The following is an 18389-nucleotide window of genomic DNA, read 5'->3' as shown; positions in this document are numbered from 1 at the left end:
CTGAATAACCATCGAATAAAGTTAGTTTCAAAAAAATCATGTAAATTTGCAAGCTCTAATGAAAGGGGTGTTTGTCCATGTGAAAACGTTTTTTCGAAGCATGAGCACACAGTCCGTAATTTGAAATTCGAATATGTCAAAACAATTTAAACGCACGCTCATTACATCGGCGCTGCCGTATGCGAACGGTCCGGTACATATCGGACATCTGGCCGGGGTGTATGTCCCTGCTGATATCTATGCCCGTTATCTGCGCCTGAAAGGAGAAGAGGTACTTCTTATCGGTGGTTCTGACGAACATGGAATTCCTATCACCATCAAAGCCCGTAACGAGGGAGTTACTCCCCAGGATATCGTGGATCGCTACCATACGCTGATCAAAAAATCGTTCGAAGAGTTTGGCATTACATTCGACATCTACTCACGTACCACATCGGATATCCACAAGGAGACAGCATCCAATTTTTTTCGCACCTTGTACGACAAAGATGAATTCTCTGAACAGGAGAGCGAACAATATTACGATGAAGAAGCCGGACAGTTCCTTGCCGACCGTTATATCACCGGCACCTGTCCCCACTGCGGAAATGAGAAAGCCTACGGTGACCAGTGCGAACAATGTGGCACATCACTCAGTCCTTCGGACCTTATTAATCCAAAATCCACGCTCAGCGGCAGCAAGCCTGTAATGCGAAAGACCAAACATTGGTACCTGCCTCTGGATAGACATGAAGCATGGCTGCGCCAATGGATACTTGAGGATCACAAGGAATGGAAAACAAACGTGTACGGCCAGTGTAAATCGTGGCTGGATCTGGGATTACAACCGCGTGCCGTGAGCCGCGACCTCGACTGGGGCGTACCGGTACCCGTGGAAGGTGCCGATGGCAAAGTACTCTATGTATGGTTTGACGCGCCCATCGGATATATTTCCAATACCAAAGAGCTGTTGCCCGACAACTGGGAGAAATGGTGGAAAGATGAAGAAACCAAACTGGTGCATTTCATCGGCAAAGACAATATCGTGTTCCACTGTATTGTCTTCCCTGCCATGCTGAAAGCAGAAGGTTCTTTCATTCTGCCGGAAAACGTTCCGGCCAATGAGTTCCTCAACCTTGAAAATGACAAGATATCCACCTCACGCAACTGGGCGGTATGGTTGCATGAGTATCTGGAAGAATTCCCCGGCAAACAGGATATCCTCCGCTACGTACTCACTGCCAATGCTCCGGAGACCAAAGACAACGATTTCACCTGGAAAGATTTTCAGGCACGTAACAATAACGAGTTGGTAGCCGTACTTGGCAACTTTGTGAACCGCGCATTGGTACTTACACAGAAGTATTTCGACAATAAAGTGCCCGCATCGGGAGAACTGACCGAATATGATCGTGAAACAATTGCCGAAGCGGGAAAAGTAAAGGCAGTTGTTGAATACAATCTTGAAAGCTATCATTTCCGTGAAGCACAAAAAGAAGCAATGAACCTTGCCCGTCTCGGAAATAAATACCTGGCAGACTCTGAACCGTGGAAGATAGCCAAGACCGATATGGAACGGACTGCCACCATCCTTAACATAGCACTGCAGATCACAGCCAACCTCGCCATTGTTTTTGAACCGTTCCTACCCTTCTCATCGGCAAAGATCAAAACCTTCATCAATACCGAAAATCTGGGATGGAACGATTTAGGCAAATTCAACTTGCTTCCGGAAGGACATACATTGGGAGAGTCAGCATTGCTATTTGAAAAAATAGAAGATGAGGTAATTGAAAAACAGATTCAAAAGTTGCTCGACACAAAGAAAGCGAATGAAGCAAGTGAACACAAGGCCAACCCGATAAAAGAGGTTATCCAGTTCGACATATTCGAAAAACTGGATATCCGGGTGGGCAGGGTATTGGAATGTGAAAAAGTCCCCAAAACCGACAAATTGCTCCGTTTCCTCCTCGACGATGGACTGAAGAAACGGACTATTCTCTCCGGCATCGCGGCTCATTACCCTAATCCCCAAGAACTGATCGGTAAGCAGGTATGTTTCATTGCAAACCTCGAACCGAGAAAAATGAGAGGCTTGCTTTCCGAAGGGATGATCCTTTCGGCAGAAAATGCCGACGGCAGCCTCTCCTTGGTAGCGCCTACGAAAGAGGTATTGCCCGGAAGCCAGGTAGTGTGATTTGAAATAGAGATAGTCTTTCGTTGAAAGTAAGAGAAGAAAAATTGGGATTCATTAAACATTTCGTTATTTTTAACATAGTTATAGGTAACCTTTTTTCGTTATTTGCATCTTGAGAATAGAGACAAGAGGTGCTCAGCACGTAATAAGCATAATACAAGGTTGCTGTTGCGTGAAATAAACGAATTCCAAACTAAAAACTACTTTTATGAAAAAACAAGCTATTCTCGCTATCGCGTTATTGGTTAGCTTCAGTGCTTTTTCCCAAAAGACACACCGCGTGATGGGATGGAAAATATCGAGAGATATTCCACAAAACGAAGTGAAATTAAACCTCGGAACTACTATTTTCGGGCTGTATCCCGAAGTTTCATACGAACGGATCCTTAGCGAAGACTTCAGCCTGGGGGTAACAGCAGGAGTAAGTCTTGATGAGGACGAATATCCTTTGAGTTTTGGACTAATGCCTTATGCACGTTGGTTTTTTGGAGGAAGTTCCCAAAATTTACAAAAGTATGGCGCCGGATTTTTCATTGAGGCCAACGGAGCCCTGTTATCTCAAAAAGAATATTCCGCATCTGAATTTGGTGCCGGATTGGGATTAGCCTTAGGATGGAAATATCTTACACGCAATAACTGGGTAGGAGAATTCTATTTTGGAGCCGGACGGGATTTTGTCAATGACGGAGCTTATCCCCGGTTAGGTATCTCTATCGGAAAGCGGTTTTAAAAGAAACAGTTATAAGATATTCAGCAGAGAGAGCCACTATAAAGTGGTTCTCTCTTTTTTTGCCCGGTGGAGCCCAAAAGAATTGTACCAAAAATAAGGCTTTCACGGAATAATCTGTTAATTTTGTGATTTAAACAATAAACGGTAGTCAATTTAATGATATGCTGACGTGAATTGAATCCGCAGGAAATTTATTTTAATCATATGAAAAATTCTTTCGATTTCAAAAAAATACTACCCGACCTGATCGTGATCGCAGGATTCATCCTGGTCTCATTTATCTATTTCGCTTCGCCAGTGACAGAGGGACGTGTAATCGCACAAAGCGACTCCTTGGCTGCCATCGGACAGGGACAGGAGCAGCGCGATTATATGGAACGCCACGATGGAAAACGTACAAGATGGAATCTCTCCATGTTCAGCGGAATGCCTTCCTATCAGATGAGTCCCACCTACGACTCTTCCAAACCACAGGATGCTGTTAAAAAGGCCTATTCGCTCTTTCTGCCGAATTATGTCGGTCTGGCATTCATTATGCTGCTCGGGTTTTATATCCTGATGCGTGCATTGAAGGCCTCCCCTCTATTGAGTGCACTGGGAGCTGTTATCTGGGCTTTCTCATCCTATTTCTTCATCCTTATCGCAGCAGGACATATCTGGAAATTTGTCACGCTTGCCTATATTCCACCCACTATAGCCGGGATGATCTATATCTACCGAAAGAAATACCTCTTGGGCGGACTGGTCTTCATGCTCTTCGTTGCTTTCCAGGTATCGTCCAACCACCCGCAGATGACCTACTACTTTTTGTTCGTCATGCTTTTTATAGCGATTGCTTTTTTTATAGAAGCCATTCAAAAAAAAGAGTTACCCGGTTTCGTGAGATCGACAGCGGTGCTGCTTGCAGCGGGGATCATCGGTGTGGCGGCCAACGCGAGTAACCTTTACCACACTTACGAATATTCGAAAGAGACCATGCGGGGTAAATCAGAATTAGCCCATCATGGAGAAGAGAATAAAACCGGAAATGGGCTGGAACGTGATTATATCACCGCCTGGAGCTATGGTATAGGTGAAACATGGACATTGCTGGTACCTAATACCAAAGGTGGAACTTCCGCCGCTAGAATTGCTGAGAATGAAAGGGCAATGAGTAAAGCACGCCCGGAATATCAACAACTCTATCAACAGATCGGACAGTACTGGGGGGAGCAACCTTTTACAGCAGGACCGGTCTATGTAGGTGCCTTTGTGTTGGCTCTCTTCGTATTGGGGCTTTTTATTGTGAAAGGGCCATTGAAATGGGCCTTATTGGCCGGTACCCTCTTCTCTATCCTGCTCTCCTGGGGAAAGAATTTCATGGGGTTGACTGATTTTTTTATCGATTGGATCCCGATGTACAATAAATTCCGGGCAGTCTCCTCTATCCTGGTGGTAGCCGAATTCTGTATCCCGCTCCTGGCCGTACTGGCAGTGAAGGAACTGATTCAAAAGCCGGAAATACTGAAAAACAATGTAAAACAACTCTATATCAGCCTTGGGGTAACCGGTGGAATGGCATTATTATTTGCCGTCGCACCAAAACTCTTCTTCTCTTCCTTTATCTCCGGACAGGAAACGCAGGCATTACAATCACTGCCACCCGAGCATATTCAAGCGGTGATCGCCAATCTGACCGATATGCGTGTTGCCATCTTTACGGCAGATGCCTGGCGCAGCTTTTTTATTGTTGCCATCGGAGGAGTTCTTGTTTGGCTGTTCATCAATAAAAAGTTAAAAGCAGAATGGACGGTAGCAGCCATTTTACTGCTTTGTTTAGTGGATATGTGGGGGGTGAACAAACGTTACCTGAACGATAGTGATTTCGTACCGGAAAGTAACCAGCAACAACTATTTGCCCCATCACCTGCCGACCAGTATATATTACAGGATACCACCAAATATTATCGTGTGTTGAATATGGCAACCAGTACCTTTGACGACGGTATTACACCCTACCACCATAAAGTGATCGGAGGGTATCATGCCGCAAAACTGCGTCGTTATCAGGATCTGATAGACATACATCTCAGATCCGAAATGATGGCTTTACAACAAGGAATTATCCAGGCACAAGGCGAAATGGATTCCTTGAATGCCGACAGGTTCAAAGTGTTGAATATGCTCAATGCCAAATGGATCATTATGCCGGCACAGGATGGCGCCACTATTCCTCTGGAGAATCCGTATGCCATGGGGAATGCGTGGTTTGTAGATGATATACGTTTTGTAGAGAATGCCGACGAAGAAATCGACGCATTGGGAGCTATCGATCTCCGGAAAGAAGCAGTAGCTGATAAAAAATATGAGTCAATCCTCGCCGGCTTCCGACCGACACCGGCCGATTCGGCATCGACCATCCAGTTAACCGACTACGATTCCGATTTTGTGACTTATGCTGTAGATGCAAAAAAAGATGAACTGGCTTTGTTCTCAGAAATTTATTATCCCAAGGGATGGCAGATTACTATCGACGGACAGCCGGCAGAGATGCTGCGGGCCAACTACACCCTGCGGGCACTCCATATTCCGGCGGGACAACATACAGTCGAATTCCATTTCGATCCGCAAAGCATCAAGGTGACGGACAGCATCGCCTATGCAGCGCTGATTATCATGCTGCTCACTGTCCTCTTTCTTGTGTACAATGCGGTAAGACGCAATGATCGACCATAATTCCCCTATTTTTTCTTGTGTCTGCCGCATAATCTAAAAATTATAGCATATATTTGTAATATGACTGTAAAGGAGTAGCAGGAGATTGTAAATTGTTCGGTACGAGGATCAAAATCCGAGATACCGAAGCAGAGGTGATCCTATTTGGGCTCCGTGTGAGGGGACAAGCGCACGAAGAGTAAGAATAGGTTAAAAAATTTAATTGACTAATTACACAAACAATCAAAACAAAACTATGAAGAAAAGTATCGTTTTATTATGTATCGTAGTGGCTGCGCTCAGTGCGTGCAATACAGGTAAACGGAGCAGTAATGCCCAGACAAATGAAACAGAAGTTGCCGACCCGGCCCATAACAGCCGCAATTCACTGGATTGGGCGGGAGTATACAAGGGAACACTACCTTGTGCTGACTGTGAAGGAATACAGGAAGAGATCCGCCTGAACGATGACCTGACCTATGAAATGGTTTCGACCTATCTGGGAAAGGGTGAAAACCGGTTTCCAGATAACGGCCGGTTCGAATGGGATGAAGCGGGAAGCAGGATCAAACTGACCAGCACCACCTCTACCAACGATACGGACAGATGGTTTAAGGTGGGCGAAAACCAACTGATAGCACTCGATATCGAAGGGAATCCGATTGAAAGCAGCTTACCAGCGGAAATCTATATTTTCAGGAAGATAGATATGGACAATGTCATCACCGAAAAATACTGGAAACTGGTAGAACTGAACGGAAAAGAGATCTCTCCTTCCGAAACCGGTGGCAGGGAAGCCCATTTTATCCTGAAAAATGAAGATAACCGGATAATAGGTAATACGGGGTGCAACAACATGAATGGAAGTTACTCTTTTTCCGCAGAAGACAACGGTATCCATTTCACGCCTCTGGCAACCACCAGGATGGCCTGCATCGGGATCGATTACGAGCATGAATACCTTCAGGTATTTGAATTGAGTGATAACTATGTTGTTCAGAATGATACGCTCACACTGAGTAAGGGAGAAACGCCGCTGGCCAGATTTGTGGCAGTCTATTTACAATGAAGTTAAAGACTATTTTATTTGATATGGATGGTGTGGTCATCGATTCGGAAAAACTACACCTCCGGGCTATGGGGCTCACTTTGGAACAGCATGGTATCAAATATTCACAATCGTTTCTAAACGATTATGTGGGGAGATCGGATGAGTCATTCTTTCGGTATGTATATGAAAACATGGACAACACTCACTCCATGGAAGAGCTGCTGGAAGAGAAAAATGCTTTTTTTGAAGATCTTTTGAAAGAGTTGAAGTATGTAGAAGGGTTTACTGATTTTATTCAAAAAGTAAAATCCATAAAACTACAGGCCGGATTGGTTACCTCCTCCTCGCTTTTCACAGTGCGAAAAGTGGACAAACTATTGAATCTGACTTCTTTTTTCGATATTGTCATCACGGAGGAGGATACCCAAAAGCATAAACCAAATCCGGAACCTTATCTTCTGGCGTTGGAAAATTTAGGGGCTGATCACAGATCGACCCTCATTATTGAAGATTCCATCAATGGGATACTCGCCGGAAAAGCAGCCGGATGTAGGGTAGCCGGATTGACTACTTCATTTGACGCTGCAACCTTACAAGATGCCGGAGCAGATTGGGTGATCAACAGTTTTTCCGATCTCCCCCCATTCACCTATTACAAAGTTCTTTAAAAGCACACCATTGGCAGTTTTTGGTATTCCTTGTTTGGGTAAACGGGATTTCGGGATTGAAAATCTCCTCAAGGCAATTGTTGAATAACGACAGAAACTCGTCCATGAAAACCAAGATATCAGATATAGGACGTTTATTACAGGTAACAGCCGGTGATGGATCACCAAAAATGGAACGAAGGTAATAAATGGCCGGTGATAATCGCACATCAGGATATTCCTGGGCGTAAAACAGTGCGTACACGAATACCTGCAGGATCTGGTATGGCCGGTTCGGTTTTGATCCGTCAAACAGGTCAGCGATCTGCTTGAAATCAGTCATCCCCGTTCCGGTCTTATAGTCGATGATACGATAACTATCCCCCACTTTGTCGATCCGGTCTATAATCCCCTTGAAATTCACCGAGAGTCCAGCATTCACACGATATGGTGTGCGGAAACGGTATTCCGCCCCTACAAATTCAAAGGGTGTAAACTGTTTGTCCGTTTCCAGGGTTTGTTTAACATAGCTCCGGAGAATCTCCCCGATCAGATAATGCTGCCCCAGCAACGGCCGGGGTTCATCCTTCTGTTTGAAATAATACTCCGCAAATGCCTTTTCGAGCAGCTTCGTCAGCAAAGCATCATCTTTAGCAATCGATGTCAGCACATCAGGCGTAACCGTTTTGGCTTTATAACGACTATAGATCGTCTCCATCAACTTGTGGAAGATCGAGCCGAACAGGTCAGACTCTACCGACTCCCGCACTTCATCTTCTTCGTAGAGACCTTCCACCGCTGTAAAATAAAACTGCAGGGGACAATTGATGTAGTTGTTGATGAGCGAGGCCGACAGAAACGACTCCCCACCCTTTCTGAATGCATCTAACATCCGCAATACTTCCGGCGTTTTAGTGACCGATACCGGTAATATTTCGGGTGCAGCCACATCGTAAGCCACCACTCGCTCCGAAATATTGAAATAATCAGGATAAAGATATTTCAACTGATAAAAATAGCGGCTTACTTCGCCCGTCTGCATCTCCTCCGTACGCGTATCATACAGCATAAACACCCTCTTCGCACGGCTGATCATACGGTAAAAATGATATGCATAAGTACTGTCCTGGTGTTCGTATACCGGAAGACCGAATCCTTTCCGCAATGTGAATGGGATAAAAGAGTTGACCGGATCTTTCAAGGGGAAAACGCCTTCATTCATCGAAAGGATAATCAGGTTTTCGAAATCGATCACACGTGTTTCCAGCACACCCATCACCTGCAAGCCCGAGAGCGGTTCACCGCTGAATGCCACACTGATGGAATGTGCCAGTTTGTTCAACAGCCGGAAACAGGTTTCCAGCGACATGTTTCTCGCAGTATGAAGCCTGTCCTGCAAACGGGTCACGGTTTTATGATACTGTACGATAAACTCCCGTTCCAGATCTATCGGCCGTGTACTGTCTCCGGCCTCTTCCTTAACCCGTTTTTCATCTGTAAGGGTGTTGTAGATAAAGGTGAGGATGTCTTTTATATATTCAAAAATATCATGCCATGCAGTTAACGGTCGAAATATCAGTTGAAGCAGAGGATGTTGCGGAAACTCCGAATCCGACACAACAATCCGGTTATTGGTTAGGATATATGTTTTTAGCGCTTCAACCTCCTCTTTGGCCGATGTATACACCAACGGATGATTCAGGATCGATAACACATTCCGGTGATAAAACATCATTTCTCCGGCCGATTCCCGTATATTACGCTGTAAACCGGCAATATGTTCCATCAGCGCCGAGATCGATGAATAAGAGAGCCCATACCCCATAGTGACGTTTATCTTTTCAATCTCTTCAGGAATGGAATAGAGTACCGGTAACAAAAGCCGTTCATCCGGCAGCACTATGGCCGTATTGATCGCCTCATCCGGATTGGGGATAGCCCCTGAACCGATTAGTCGCAAAAGGATCTGCGTAACATGTTTCGCCTGCCCTACCCCTGAGGGAACGCCAATCACCTCTATGCTTGTTTTCTCCGGCCTCCCTGCATCTGTTTTCCCACCCTCTCCATTGCCGGTACTATCCTGCAGGATAAATTTCGAAGGAAACCTCCGCAGGTTGTCTTTGACCCATAACGACGCCCGGTTTTGGCTGTCATGCACCTGCGGTGATTCGTAATCCCAGTAAAAATCGGCGATCCCCTGGTTTTTCACATATTCGAGTAGTGCTATTTCCGTCGGTGTGAGCGCGTTCAATCCTACAAATATGTAGCTTGCCGACTGGTCATAACTCTGCTCTCCCTGTCCGTTTGGTTTATCCGCTCTGTCTTGTCCATCCGGGAATCCCGGTTTATCCTGATTTCCTTGTTCTGCCAACCCGGCATGTTTACCCGGACTGTCTAATCCCCCCGCCCCGGCGCGTTCTGCCACCTCCCGGAACATCATTCCTTCATAAGCGAGCCTCTTTTCTTGTAATTCCGCACGGAAAGACGAGTACAATTCATACAATATCTGCCATGTCTTTTGAAACTTTTTCTTGGTTTCGCTCTCCCCTACCGGCATAAAATTGGTCCAGAAACGACGGATAGCTTCTTTCTGTTTTTCGGTAAGATGGGTCAGATCATCATCCATCGACCGGAAATCATGTACATTGCGGAATAGCTGTTTAGCATCCGCCATGTACTTATCCACATCATTGAAATCATTCAGCAGCATTTCGCCCCAGTACAGAAAATCGTCGAACGACTCGTCGGAACCGCTGATCCTGCCGAAATGATCGTAGAGCATCACAAGCATCTCTATTTTATCGGCCGGCCGGTAGGGTGACAAAGACGCAAAAAGCTCCTGGATAGTTATTACGGAAGGAGAAAAAAGCGGCTTACCGGCAATTTCCGCAAGGTATTTCTGAAAGAAAAAACCGGCACGCCGATTTGGGAACACAAACGTATGTCGATATAGTTCGTTACCGTATTGCGCATAAAAGACTTCCGCTATTTTATACAGGAATGGGGTCATAAAAGGTTATAAACTGGTTACAAGGTTCGCTGATATAATCCGGTGAATATATACAATATCGCCGTGTACAGTGTAGATAATCGCCATTTTTTTGTAATTTATACGACGGACATTTGGTCCAAAACGCAGAAAAAATTTGAGATTTGCAATGGATGACGTTCAGGAAAAAATTTAAGACTATTAATACAATTTGAAAGTCCTGCATAATGTTTTGTAGCTGTAATAGGTGCATGGTACACAGCCCGAATATGATATATGTATTCATCAAAATCCTTTTCCGCTTCGTCTGAAAGCTTTATGCGATACATTTCATTATAATTTTATATCATGCTCTTTTGCCAATTTACGTATATCAGTATTGTATAATTCACTCAATTTATCCAGCCCCCGTTCATACACCTCTTCCCAGTCATGCCCCTTATCAATAATTTCTTCAGGCAAGGGGTATTCAAGTGTTACGGCTCTTTTGTTTTGCAGTTCACGCACAATCTTGCGACCGGATGGCCGGGATATGTCTATGGTGGCTATTACTTTGTTATTACCCATGTGATGAATCTCCTTTCTTATACAAATTTACGCAATTTATTTTGTAACAGGAAACGTTTATTTTTTTGTTTTCCACGAATATATTTCTTTTTTCTTTTATTTTTTCATTATTTTGCATACGCATTCGCTCAACTGTTCGTATTTATTTAGATAATTATTCACTCAAGTTTCCCACCTTTTATAAAAGATTGAGAATGAGTTAAAATAATAGGGAAAAAGCGATGGTAATTTAAAATAAATTGCTATTTTTGAGGTAGTTAAACAGAAAATATAACAATTCTAAAACTACCATCACTTATGAGTACGAAAGTAGGCAAATTAGACGAATTAAGCAACATCCTAAGGCAAAAAGACAAGGACAGGGGAGAAGGTCCTCTCCTTTTCAAGACAATTCAATATGGGGCAGCTATTAAAGCCTTTTTCAACATCAAAAAAGCAAGGTTACCCGTTAATAGGGATGCTGGTAGCGATGATTTTGAGCCGTATGGGCGGATTTAGCGTCCACTCCGCGCAAAAAACGGGATATATCGGATTTGACGACAACACGGTATACCGTTTGATGAACAACCCGCTTGTTGATTGGAGGTCGGTTCTAATGTCGTTTGCCCGGCAATTCATCCGGTGTGTCATTCGCAAAGGCGATTTGGACAGTAAGTCCATAAAATGTTTTGTCCTTGATGATACCGACATTGAAAAGAGTGGCAGGACATTTGAGGGTATCAGCAAAATCTACAGCCACAAGGAACATGGGTTCCTGTTCGGTTTCAAGCTGTTGCTGCTTTGTTTCTGGGATGGCAAAAGTTTGATCCCTTGCGATTTTTCGTTTCATCGGGAAAACAAGAAAAATGGGTACGGGTTGGATAAAAACTCACAGGATCGGCAGTTCGCAGGAAAGAGGGACGTCGAAAGCCATTTCGGGGAACGCCATGGCGAACTGGACGAAGACAAACTCTCCGTGGGCGTTAAGATGTTGAAACAATGTGTGAAACGGGCCATTACGGCAAGCTATGTGCTGATGGACAGTTGGTTCGTGACCGATGGCATGATCAGGGAAATCCGCAAGATTGGCAAGGGGATGCTGCATGTGGTCGGCATGTGCAAAATGGACAAGCGCCGGTTTGAGGTAGACGGGAAAGAGCTTAACTCGAAGGCAATCGTCAGGATTAATGAATCCCGCTCCAATAAGGTACATAGTTGCCACAAGTACAAGTCACGGTATTTTTCTGTTGTTGCCAATTACAAGGGTACGCCGGTTAAATTATTCTATGTCAAATATAAAAATGCGACAAGCTGGGCGCTTTTGCTCACGACCGACACCTCCCTGACGTTTGTCAAGGCAATGGAACTCTACCAAATACGTTGGGGTATCGAGGTCCTGTTCAAGGAATGCAAACAATACCTGCGGCTCGGAAAATCTCAAAACACTGATTTTTGCGGACAGGTGGCCGATACCACTTTAGTGATGATAACATACACCATATTATCACTATACAAGCGTTTCCAGGCATATGAGACGTTGGGAGCCCTGTTCCGGGACACACGGGAAGAGATGTTGGAAAAAACGCTATGTGAACGGATTGAATTGGTTATATTGAAAATACTGCGGGATTTATTGGAATTGCTATGTATTGACATCGAAAGGACTCTTTACAAGTTGACTTCTTCAGAAAAGACATCCCAAGAGATCCTTGTTTTGCTAAATGCAGTAAATCATTTAGATAGCTGCAATGTTAAATCCAATAAAGCTTCTTGATAAATGATTAAATATGAGATTAATATAAAATCAAACCACTTCAATTATCGCTATAAGGAGAGGTGGGAAACTTGAATAATATCATTCATCAGATTGAAAGTGAAGCATTACCGTCTCCTTCCTCTCAGGAAAAAGAAGCCGGGTTGGCTGAAGTAAGGGCGATGAGAGCATTTTATTACTGGCTGATATTGGATAATTATGGAGATGCCCCTTTAGTTACCGGGATAGAAACTGATCTCCCGGCTAAAACTCCCCGCAAAGAAATCTTTGATTTCGTAGTAAAAGAACTCAATGAAGTAATTCCTATGCTATCTGAAGAGGTAGGTGGAAATTACTACGGTAGAATGACAAAATGGGCTGCCAAAGCGACACTGGCAAATATATACCTGAATGGTGAAGTATATAGTGGACAGGTATACTGGAATGAATGTCTTGCTCAGTGTAATGATATTATCAATAGCCAGAAATTTATATTGTCTCCCAACTTTAAAGATCCGTTCCGTGCCACAGGCGTGGAGACCAATAAAGAGGTGATTTTCACAATCCCGTTCGACCGTGATTTTGGTGGTGGAAATTATATCCACATGTTCTCCTGGCATGGTGAACTGAAAAAAAAGTTCGTGATAGAAGCTACCCCGTGGGGAAGTGGTGCTGCAATGGGATTAACACAATTCATCAATACCTATGATGTGGACGATAGCCGTCTGACAGACACATGGTTGATGGGACCTCAATACGATGCCAACGGAGAACAACTCAAAGGAACCTACGATAAACAAGGAGAACCTTTTGTGTATACAAAAGAAGTACCAAGCGCAAGCTATACCAGCGAAATGGAAGGCTACCGTATGAATAAATTTGAAGTTGCCGAAGGCAGTACTCACAATAGTACAACAGACATTCCCGTCTTTCGGTACACTCATGTATTATTAATGAAAGCCGAATGCCTACTTCGTACAAATCAGGCAGGCGCAGGTGAACTGGTTACCCAGGTAAGGCAAAGGGCCTTTAAGGATAACCCGACGAAGGCAACGGTTACTGATGAACAATTGAAACAAAACTCTGCCTATCAATACGGATATGTAGAAAATTATCAGATTGTAGATCCGGGTAACCAGGATCCCATCCAGTTCGGAAGATTACTCGATGAATATGCCTGGGAACTCGTCTGGGAAATGCATCGTAGAAGAGATTTGATCCGCTTTGGAATATATACTAAAAAAAGCTGGTTATCACACAAACCCCAGGGGGACTACCGCACTGTATTCCCGATTCCTGACGGTATTATAAATGCGAATCCGAATCTGGAACAAAACCCTAACTACAAATAATTTTTGATGTCATGAAACGTTATTTGTTATTACTCATATCCTGTGCAGCCCTTTTGGGCTGCCAGGAATCTCAAAAGATAAAAGAACAGCCATTCAAAATGATCGAACAGGTTAATTTTTCGAATGTGCAGATTACAGATGACTTCTGGGCTCCCCGGTTAGAGAAACATGCTACTACTACCCTGGCTGTGTGTATCGATCAGATCGAGAATCAGACAGGACGTATCCGTAATTTCGAGAATGTGGCAAAAAAGCAAGGAGAACACTCAGGGATCTATTTCGATGACTCTGATGTATACAAAGCTCTGGAAGGTATTGCTTATTCATTAATTAATAACCCCGATCCGGCACTCGAAGCAAAAGCAGATGAATGGATCGACAAGTTTGCGGCTGCACAGGAGCCGGATGGATATATAAATACCTATTACTCTCTGACCGGATTGGATAAACGCTGGCAAAATATGTGGATGCACGAAATGTATTGTGCGGGACATCTCATAGAAGCGGCAGTAGCCTATTATCAGGCTACGGGGAAGAGGAAACTGCTGGATGTATCTATCCGCATGACGGAACATATGATGGATATCTTCGGGCCAGGAAAACGGCATTGGGTTACCGGACATGAAGAGGTTGAACTGGCGCTGGTAAGACTGTATAATGTTACCGGCGATGAACGTTACCTTGACTTCTCAAATTGGTTAATCGAAGAACGTGGTCATGGGCACGGACGGGGTAAGGACGATAATGACTGGAACCCGGAGTATTGCCAGGATGATAAACCTGTGCGGGAAATGACAGATATAGCCGGCCATGCTGTCCGTGCAATGTACCTGTATTGTGGAATGGCTGATGTAGCGGCTTTAAAAAATGATACAGGATATATTCAAGCTTTAGATCGCTTATGGAATGATGTCGTTTTTCGTAAGATGTACGTTACCGGAGGAATCGGTTCTTCCCGCCACAATGAAGGATTTACTGAACCTTATGACCTTCCTAACTACGATGCGTATTGTGAGACCTGTGCTTCTGTCGGTATGGTCTATTGGAATTCTCGAATGAATCAATTCACTGGTGATAGTAAATATATAGATGTGCTGGAACGTTCAATGTATAATGGAGCCTTAGCCGGAATCTCTCTGGAAGGCGACCGCTTCTTCTATGTCAATCCATTGGCTTCCCGGGGTAATCACCATCGCCAGGAGTGGTATGGTTGCGCTTGCTGTCCGAGCCAGATTTCAAGGTTTCTCCCTTCTATCGGGAATTATCTATATGGGCTTTCCAATGAAGCTATATGGGTAAATCTTTACATTGGAGGTGAAACAGTGCTAGATATTGATAAAAATAAGTTAACGATCGTCCAGGAAACCAATTATCCATGGGAAGGCGATATTTCATTAACAATAAAATCCATATCTTCACCGATTGAGAAAGAAGTACGTTTGCGTATACCCGATTGGTGCAAATCCTATTCATTAGCGATCAACGGACAAACGCAGATATCTCCTGTAACAGAAAAAGGATATGCTGTTATAAAGAACAAGTGGAACACAGGTGACAAGATCTCGCTTTCTTTTGAAATGCCGGTTGAGATTGTTGCTGCTGATCCGCAAGTGAAAGAGAATGTAGGGAAGCGAGCCGTTCAAAGAGGCCCGTTAGTGTATTGTATGGAAGAAACCGACAATACAAATTCTTTTGAAAAAGCTTTTCTCACCCCAAATACTACATTTTCGACGGTTTATAATCCTTCACTCTTACATGGAGTAGTTTCCATTACAGCCTCTACCCCGGGAAAGGACATCACTTTAATCCCTTACTATGCATGGGATAACCGGGAAGCAGGAGAAATGAAAGTTTGGATTGATTATAAAGAATAACAGACATTTACATCATGAAAATTAAGCAGTTATTAATTGTGACGCTCACAATTTTATCTCTTTCATTACCGGTAGTACAAGGACAAGAGATATTAACCCCGATACCATTTAATGAAGTTACGTTAGAAGATAATTTCTGGCTCCCTCGCTTGCATACGCAAAAAGAGGTATTGGTACCTTTTGCTCTTGATAAAACCAAACCAGCGGTTGAGAACTTACAAAGGACAGCCAATTTCCTGAAAGGTATTCCGGATGAATTACCTTTTCCTCACCGGTTTGTTTCTTCCGATTTGTATAAGGTAATGGAAGGGGCTGCTTATTTATTGAAACTGGAACGCGATCCTGAATTGGAAAAGGAGATGGACCGGATCATCGATATTATCTCCGAGGCCCAACAGGAAGACGGTTATAATTATGAATCCCATATTACGGGAGTAGCCAGGCACGATGTGAACGGAATGGGAGAACGGCCTTATTCTTACGTTGTCCATAGCCATGAATTGTATAATATGGGGCATATGTATGAAGGAGCTATTGCCTACTACCAGGCTACCGGTAAAGATAAATGGTTACGTGTGGCGGAAGCCAATGCCCGCCATATTAACAAAGTATTCTTTGAAGGTGATCCCAACTATAACGACGGTAAACCTGTCAATCAGGCGCCCGGACATCAGGAGATCGAACTGGCACTGGTAAAACTTTTCCGGGTAACCGGCGACAGCCTCTACTTGGATATGGCGAAGAAATTTATCGATATCCGGGGCGTTACTTATCGCCCGGAAGGAGAGGGCACCATGTCTCCCGAATATGCCCAGCAACATCTGCCGGTAAGGGAACAGACCAAAGCGGTAGGCCATGCCGTACGCGCCACTTACCTTTATTCCGGAATGGCGGATGTAAGTGTGTACACCCAGGATCCGAGCCTGCGACCGGCATTGGACAGTATCTGGCATAATATAGTAGATACCCGGATGCATATTACCGGAGGTTTGGGAGCAGTACATGGTATTGAAGGATTCGGCCCGGAATATGACCTGCCCAATAAAGAAGCTTTTGATGAGACTTGTGCAGCGGTAGGAAATGTTTTTTTCAATCATCGGATGTTCCTGATGGAAAAAGACGGCAAGTATATGGATGTGGCTGAAGTTGCCCTGCTAAACAACGTATTGGCAGGCGTCAACCTCGAAGGTAATCGTTTTTTCTATCTCAATCCCCTGGAAGCCGATGGCATCAAACCCTTCAATCACGGAATGCGGGGGCGTTCGCCCTGGTTCGGTACAGCCTGTTGTCCTTCGAATTTGGCAAGACTGATCCCGCAGGTTCCGGGATTAATGTATGCTACCACTCAAAATGAGATCTATTGTTCTTTTTATGCGGGAAGCACAACAACCCTTACATTAGAAAAGGGTAACGTTCACCTGAAACAGACCACGGAATATCCGTTCAGCGAAACAATCCGATGGGAAGTAACACCAGAGAAAGAGGGACAGCCCTTCACCATGCACCTGAGGATACCTACCTGGACAGGTAACCAGTTTGTACCCGGAGAGCTATACTCATATATAAATGCTGCACCTTCCGGCTGGACCGTCAAAGTGAACGGTAAAGAAACAAAAGCCGATTTGAGAAAAGGCTTTGCCATCATCGACCGGACATGGAAAAAAGGAGATGTCGTAGAATTGACGCTACCTATGCCATTGCGCTACTCCAAAGCGATCGAACAGGTAGTGGCCAACAAAGGACGTATTTGCCTCACCCGTGGCCCGTTGGTGTATGCTGCCGAGGGAGTGGATAATAACGACCGTTTGCCGAATGTATTTATTACCGACATGTCCGGCCTCTTCAATATCTCAACTTATTCGGACGGATTGATGAATAGAATTCCAAAAATAGAAGTCCCTGCATGGGAAAAAAAACCGGCAGGAAATAAAGAGATCAGCCTGGTGCTTTTGCCTTATTATGCCTGGAATAACCGGAACGATGGAAGCATGATGGTCTGGTTCCCTGAATCGGATACTGTTCAACCTTATGTCGACCGTTATATGGCAACTCACGGTAAATACAAAGCATTAGAAGCTTCTCATACCTATCAGGGCGATAATCTGGTAGCTGTGGCCGATAATGTAGTTCCTTCATCTTCTTCCGACAAACGGATACAGCGCTGGACCAGTTGGGGAAAACAGGGAAAAGACCAATGGATCACAATCACGCTGGATAAACCGACCAATATACAAAGCGTCTCCGTCTACTGGTTCGATGATGGCAGGGGAACCAAAGTTCCACAGGAGTGGTCATTGGAATACGAACAGGAGAATGAATGGAAAACATTCCCTCTATATCTGACCGATGCTTATAATGTTTTTAAAGATCAGTTCAACATGGTACATCCCGGGCGACAAATCATTACCGACAAAGTACGATTACTAATGAAGCCCCAGCCGGAACACGCAGTGGGTATCCTTGAAATCAATATTGAAGAAATAAAGTAAACTCATGAAATATAGAACATTTGATTTTTAATCAATGACAAGCAAAATGGGCACTGGAGCAATATCAATTTTCACACCGAGATAACAC

Annotated in this window: 11 protein-coding genes; 9 read left to right on the top strand and 2 right to left on the bottom strand. The window is 44.2% G+C overall.

The window, feature by feature from the left end; genetic code table 11:
* Positions 1 to 133: 133 nt before the first annotated feature.
* From metG to PSM36_RS03210, 5 genes are all read left to right on the top strand, one after another.
* On the top strand, positions 134 to 2176 hold the full coding sequence (gene metG, locus PSM36_RS03230) for a methionine--tRNA ligase (protein ID WP_076928792.1): 2043 nt from the start codon (positions 134 to 136) through the stop codon (positions 2174 to 2176).
* A 208-nt stretch (positions 2177 to 2384) separates the two neighbouring features.
* A complete protein-coding gene (locus PSM36_RS03225) occupies positions 2385 to 2906 on the top strand; it encodes a hypothetical protein (protein ID WP_076928789.1) in 522 nt (173 codons plus the stop codon).
* Positions 2907 to 3110: 204 nt separating this feature from the next.
* Positions 3111 to 5621: a YfhO family protein gene (locus PSM36_RS03220; protein ID WP_076932014.1), complete on the top strand. Its 2511-nt coding sequence runs from the start codon at positions 3111 to 3113 to the stop codon at positions 5619 to 5621.
* A gap of 235 nt (positions 5622 to 5856) precedes the next feature.
* Positions 5857 to 6669: a copper resistance protein NlpE N-terminal domain-containing protein gene (locus PSM36_RS03215; RefSeq protein WP_083710911.1), complete on the top strand. Its 813-nt coding sequence runs from the start codon at positions 5857 to 5859 to the stop codon at positions 6667 to 6669.
* Positions 6666 to 7319, top strand: coding sequence for an HAD family hydrolase (locus tag PSM36_RS03210; protein WP_076928787.1), 654 nt, complete (start codon positions 6666 to 6668; stop codon positions 7317 to 7319). Before PSM36_RS03215 ends, PSM36_RS03210 begins: the two co-directional genes overlap by 4 nt.
* Here PSM36_RS03210 and PSM36_RS03205 read toward each other — a convergent pair.
* Both PSM36_RS03205 and PSM36_RS03200 read right to left on the bottom strand, forming a co-directional pair.
* A complete protein-coding gene (locus PSM36_RS03205; protein ID WP_076928785.1) occupies positions 7297 to 10308 on the bottom strand; it encodes a PD-(D/E)XK nuclease family protein in 3012 nt (1003 codons plus the stop codon). The genes PSM36_RS03210 and PSM36_RS03205 overlap by 23 nt on opposite strands.
* A 312-nt stretch (positions 10309 to 10620) precedes the next feature.
* Entirely contained in the window at positions 10621 to 10854 is a 234-nt protein-coding gene (locus PSM36_RS03200; protein WP_076928783.1) for a hypothetical protein, read from the bottom strand.
* Between the two features lie 397 nt (positions 10855 to 11251).
* On the opposite strand from PSM36_RS03200, the gene PSM36_RS03190 reads away from it, so the two are divergent.
* The 4 genes from PSM36_RS03190 (at position 11252) to PSM36_RS03175 (ending at position 18301) form a co-directional block, all read left to right on the top strand.
* On the top strand, positions 11252 to 12607 hold the full coding sequence (locus tag PSM36_RS03190; protein WP_083710910.1) for an IS4 family transposase: 1356 nt from the start codon (positions 11252 to 11254) through the stop codon (positions 12605 to 12607).
* 62 nt (positions 12608 to 12669) lie between these two features.
* A complete protein-coding gene (locus PSM36_RS03185) occupies positions 12670 to 13938 on the top strand; it encodes a RagB/SusD family nutrient uptake outer membrane protein (protein ID WP_232001505.1) in 1269 nt (422 codons plus the stop codon).
* Between the two features lie 11 nt (positions 13939 to 13949).
* A complete protein-coding gene (locus PSM36_RS03180; protein ID WP_076928774.1) occupies positions 13950 to 15812 on the top strand; it encodes a glycoside hydrolase family 127 protein in 1863 nt (620 codons plus the stop codon).
* A gap of 14 nt (positions 15813 to 15826) precedes the next feature.
* Complete coding sequence (locus PSM36_RS03175; protein WP_076928772.1) at positions 15827 to 18301, top strand: glycoside hydrolase family 127 protein; 2475 nt, start codon at positions 15827 to 15829, stop codon at positions 18299 to 18301.
* The last annotated feature ends 88 nt before the right edge of the window (positions 18302 to 18389 follow it).

The sequence above is a fragment of the Proteiniphilum saccharofermentans genome (genome assembly GCF_900095135.1).
Lineage (GTDB): Bacteria > Bacteroidota > Bacteroidia > Bacteroidales > Dysgonomonadaceae > Proteiniphilum > Proteiniphilum saccharofermentans.
Note: the sequence above shows the minus strand (reverse complement) of the source record. Positions and strands in the feature narration are given on the sequence as shown.

Coding starts and splice junctions, on each gene's coding strand:
- metG (WP_076928792.1), top strand. CDS start 134: ATGTCAAAACAATTTAAACGCACGCTCATTACATCGGCGCTGCCGTAT.
- PSM36_RS03225 (WP_076928789.1), top strand. CDS start 2,385: ATGAAAAAACAAGCTATTCTCGCTATCGCGTTATTGGTTAGCTTCAGT.
- PSM36_RS03220 (WP_076932014.1), top strand. CDS start 3,111: ATGAAAAATTCTTTCGATTTCAAAAAAATACTACCCGACCTGATCGTG.
- PSM36_RS03215 (WP_083710911.1), top strand. CDS start 5,857: ATGAAGAAAAGTATCGTTTTATTATGTATCGTAGTGGCTGCGCTCAGT.
- PSM36_RS03210 (WP_076928787.1), top strand. CDS start 6,666: ATGAAGTTAAAGACTATTTTATTTGATATGGATGGTGTGGTCATCGAT.
- PSM36_RS03205 (WP_076928785.1), bottom strand. CDS start 10,308: ATGACCCCATTCCTGTATAAAATAGCGGAAGTCTTTTATGCGCAATAC.
- PSM36_RS03200 (WP_076928783.1), bottom strand. CDS start 10,854: ATGGGTAATAACAAAGTAATAGCCACCATAGACATATCCCGGCCATCC.
- PSM36_RS03190 (WP_083710910.1), top strand. CDS start 11,252: ATGGGGCAGCTATTAAAGCCTTTTTCAACATCAAAAAAGCAAGGTTAC.
- PSM36_RS03180 (WP_076928774.1), top strand. CDS start 13,950: ATGAAACGTTATTTGTTATTACTCATATCCTGTGCAGCCCTTTTGGGC.
- PSM36_RS03175 (WP_076928772.1), top strand. CDS start 15,827: ATGAAAATTAAGCAGTTATTAATTGTGACGCTCACAATTTTATCTCTT.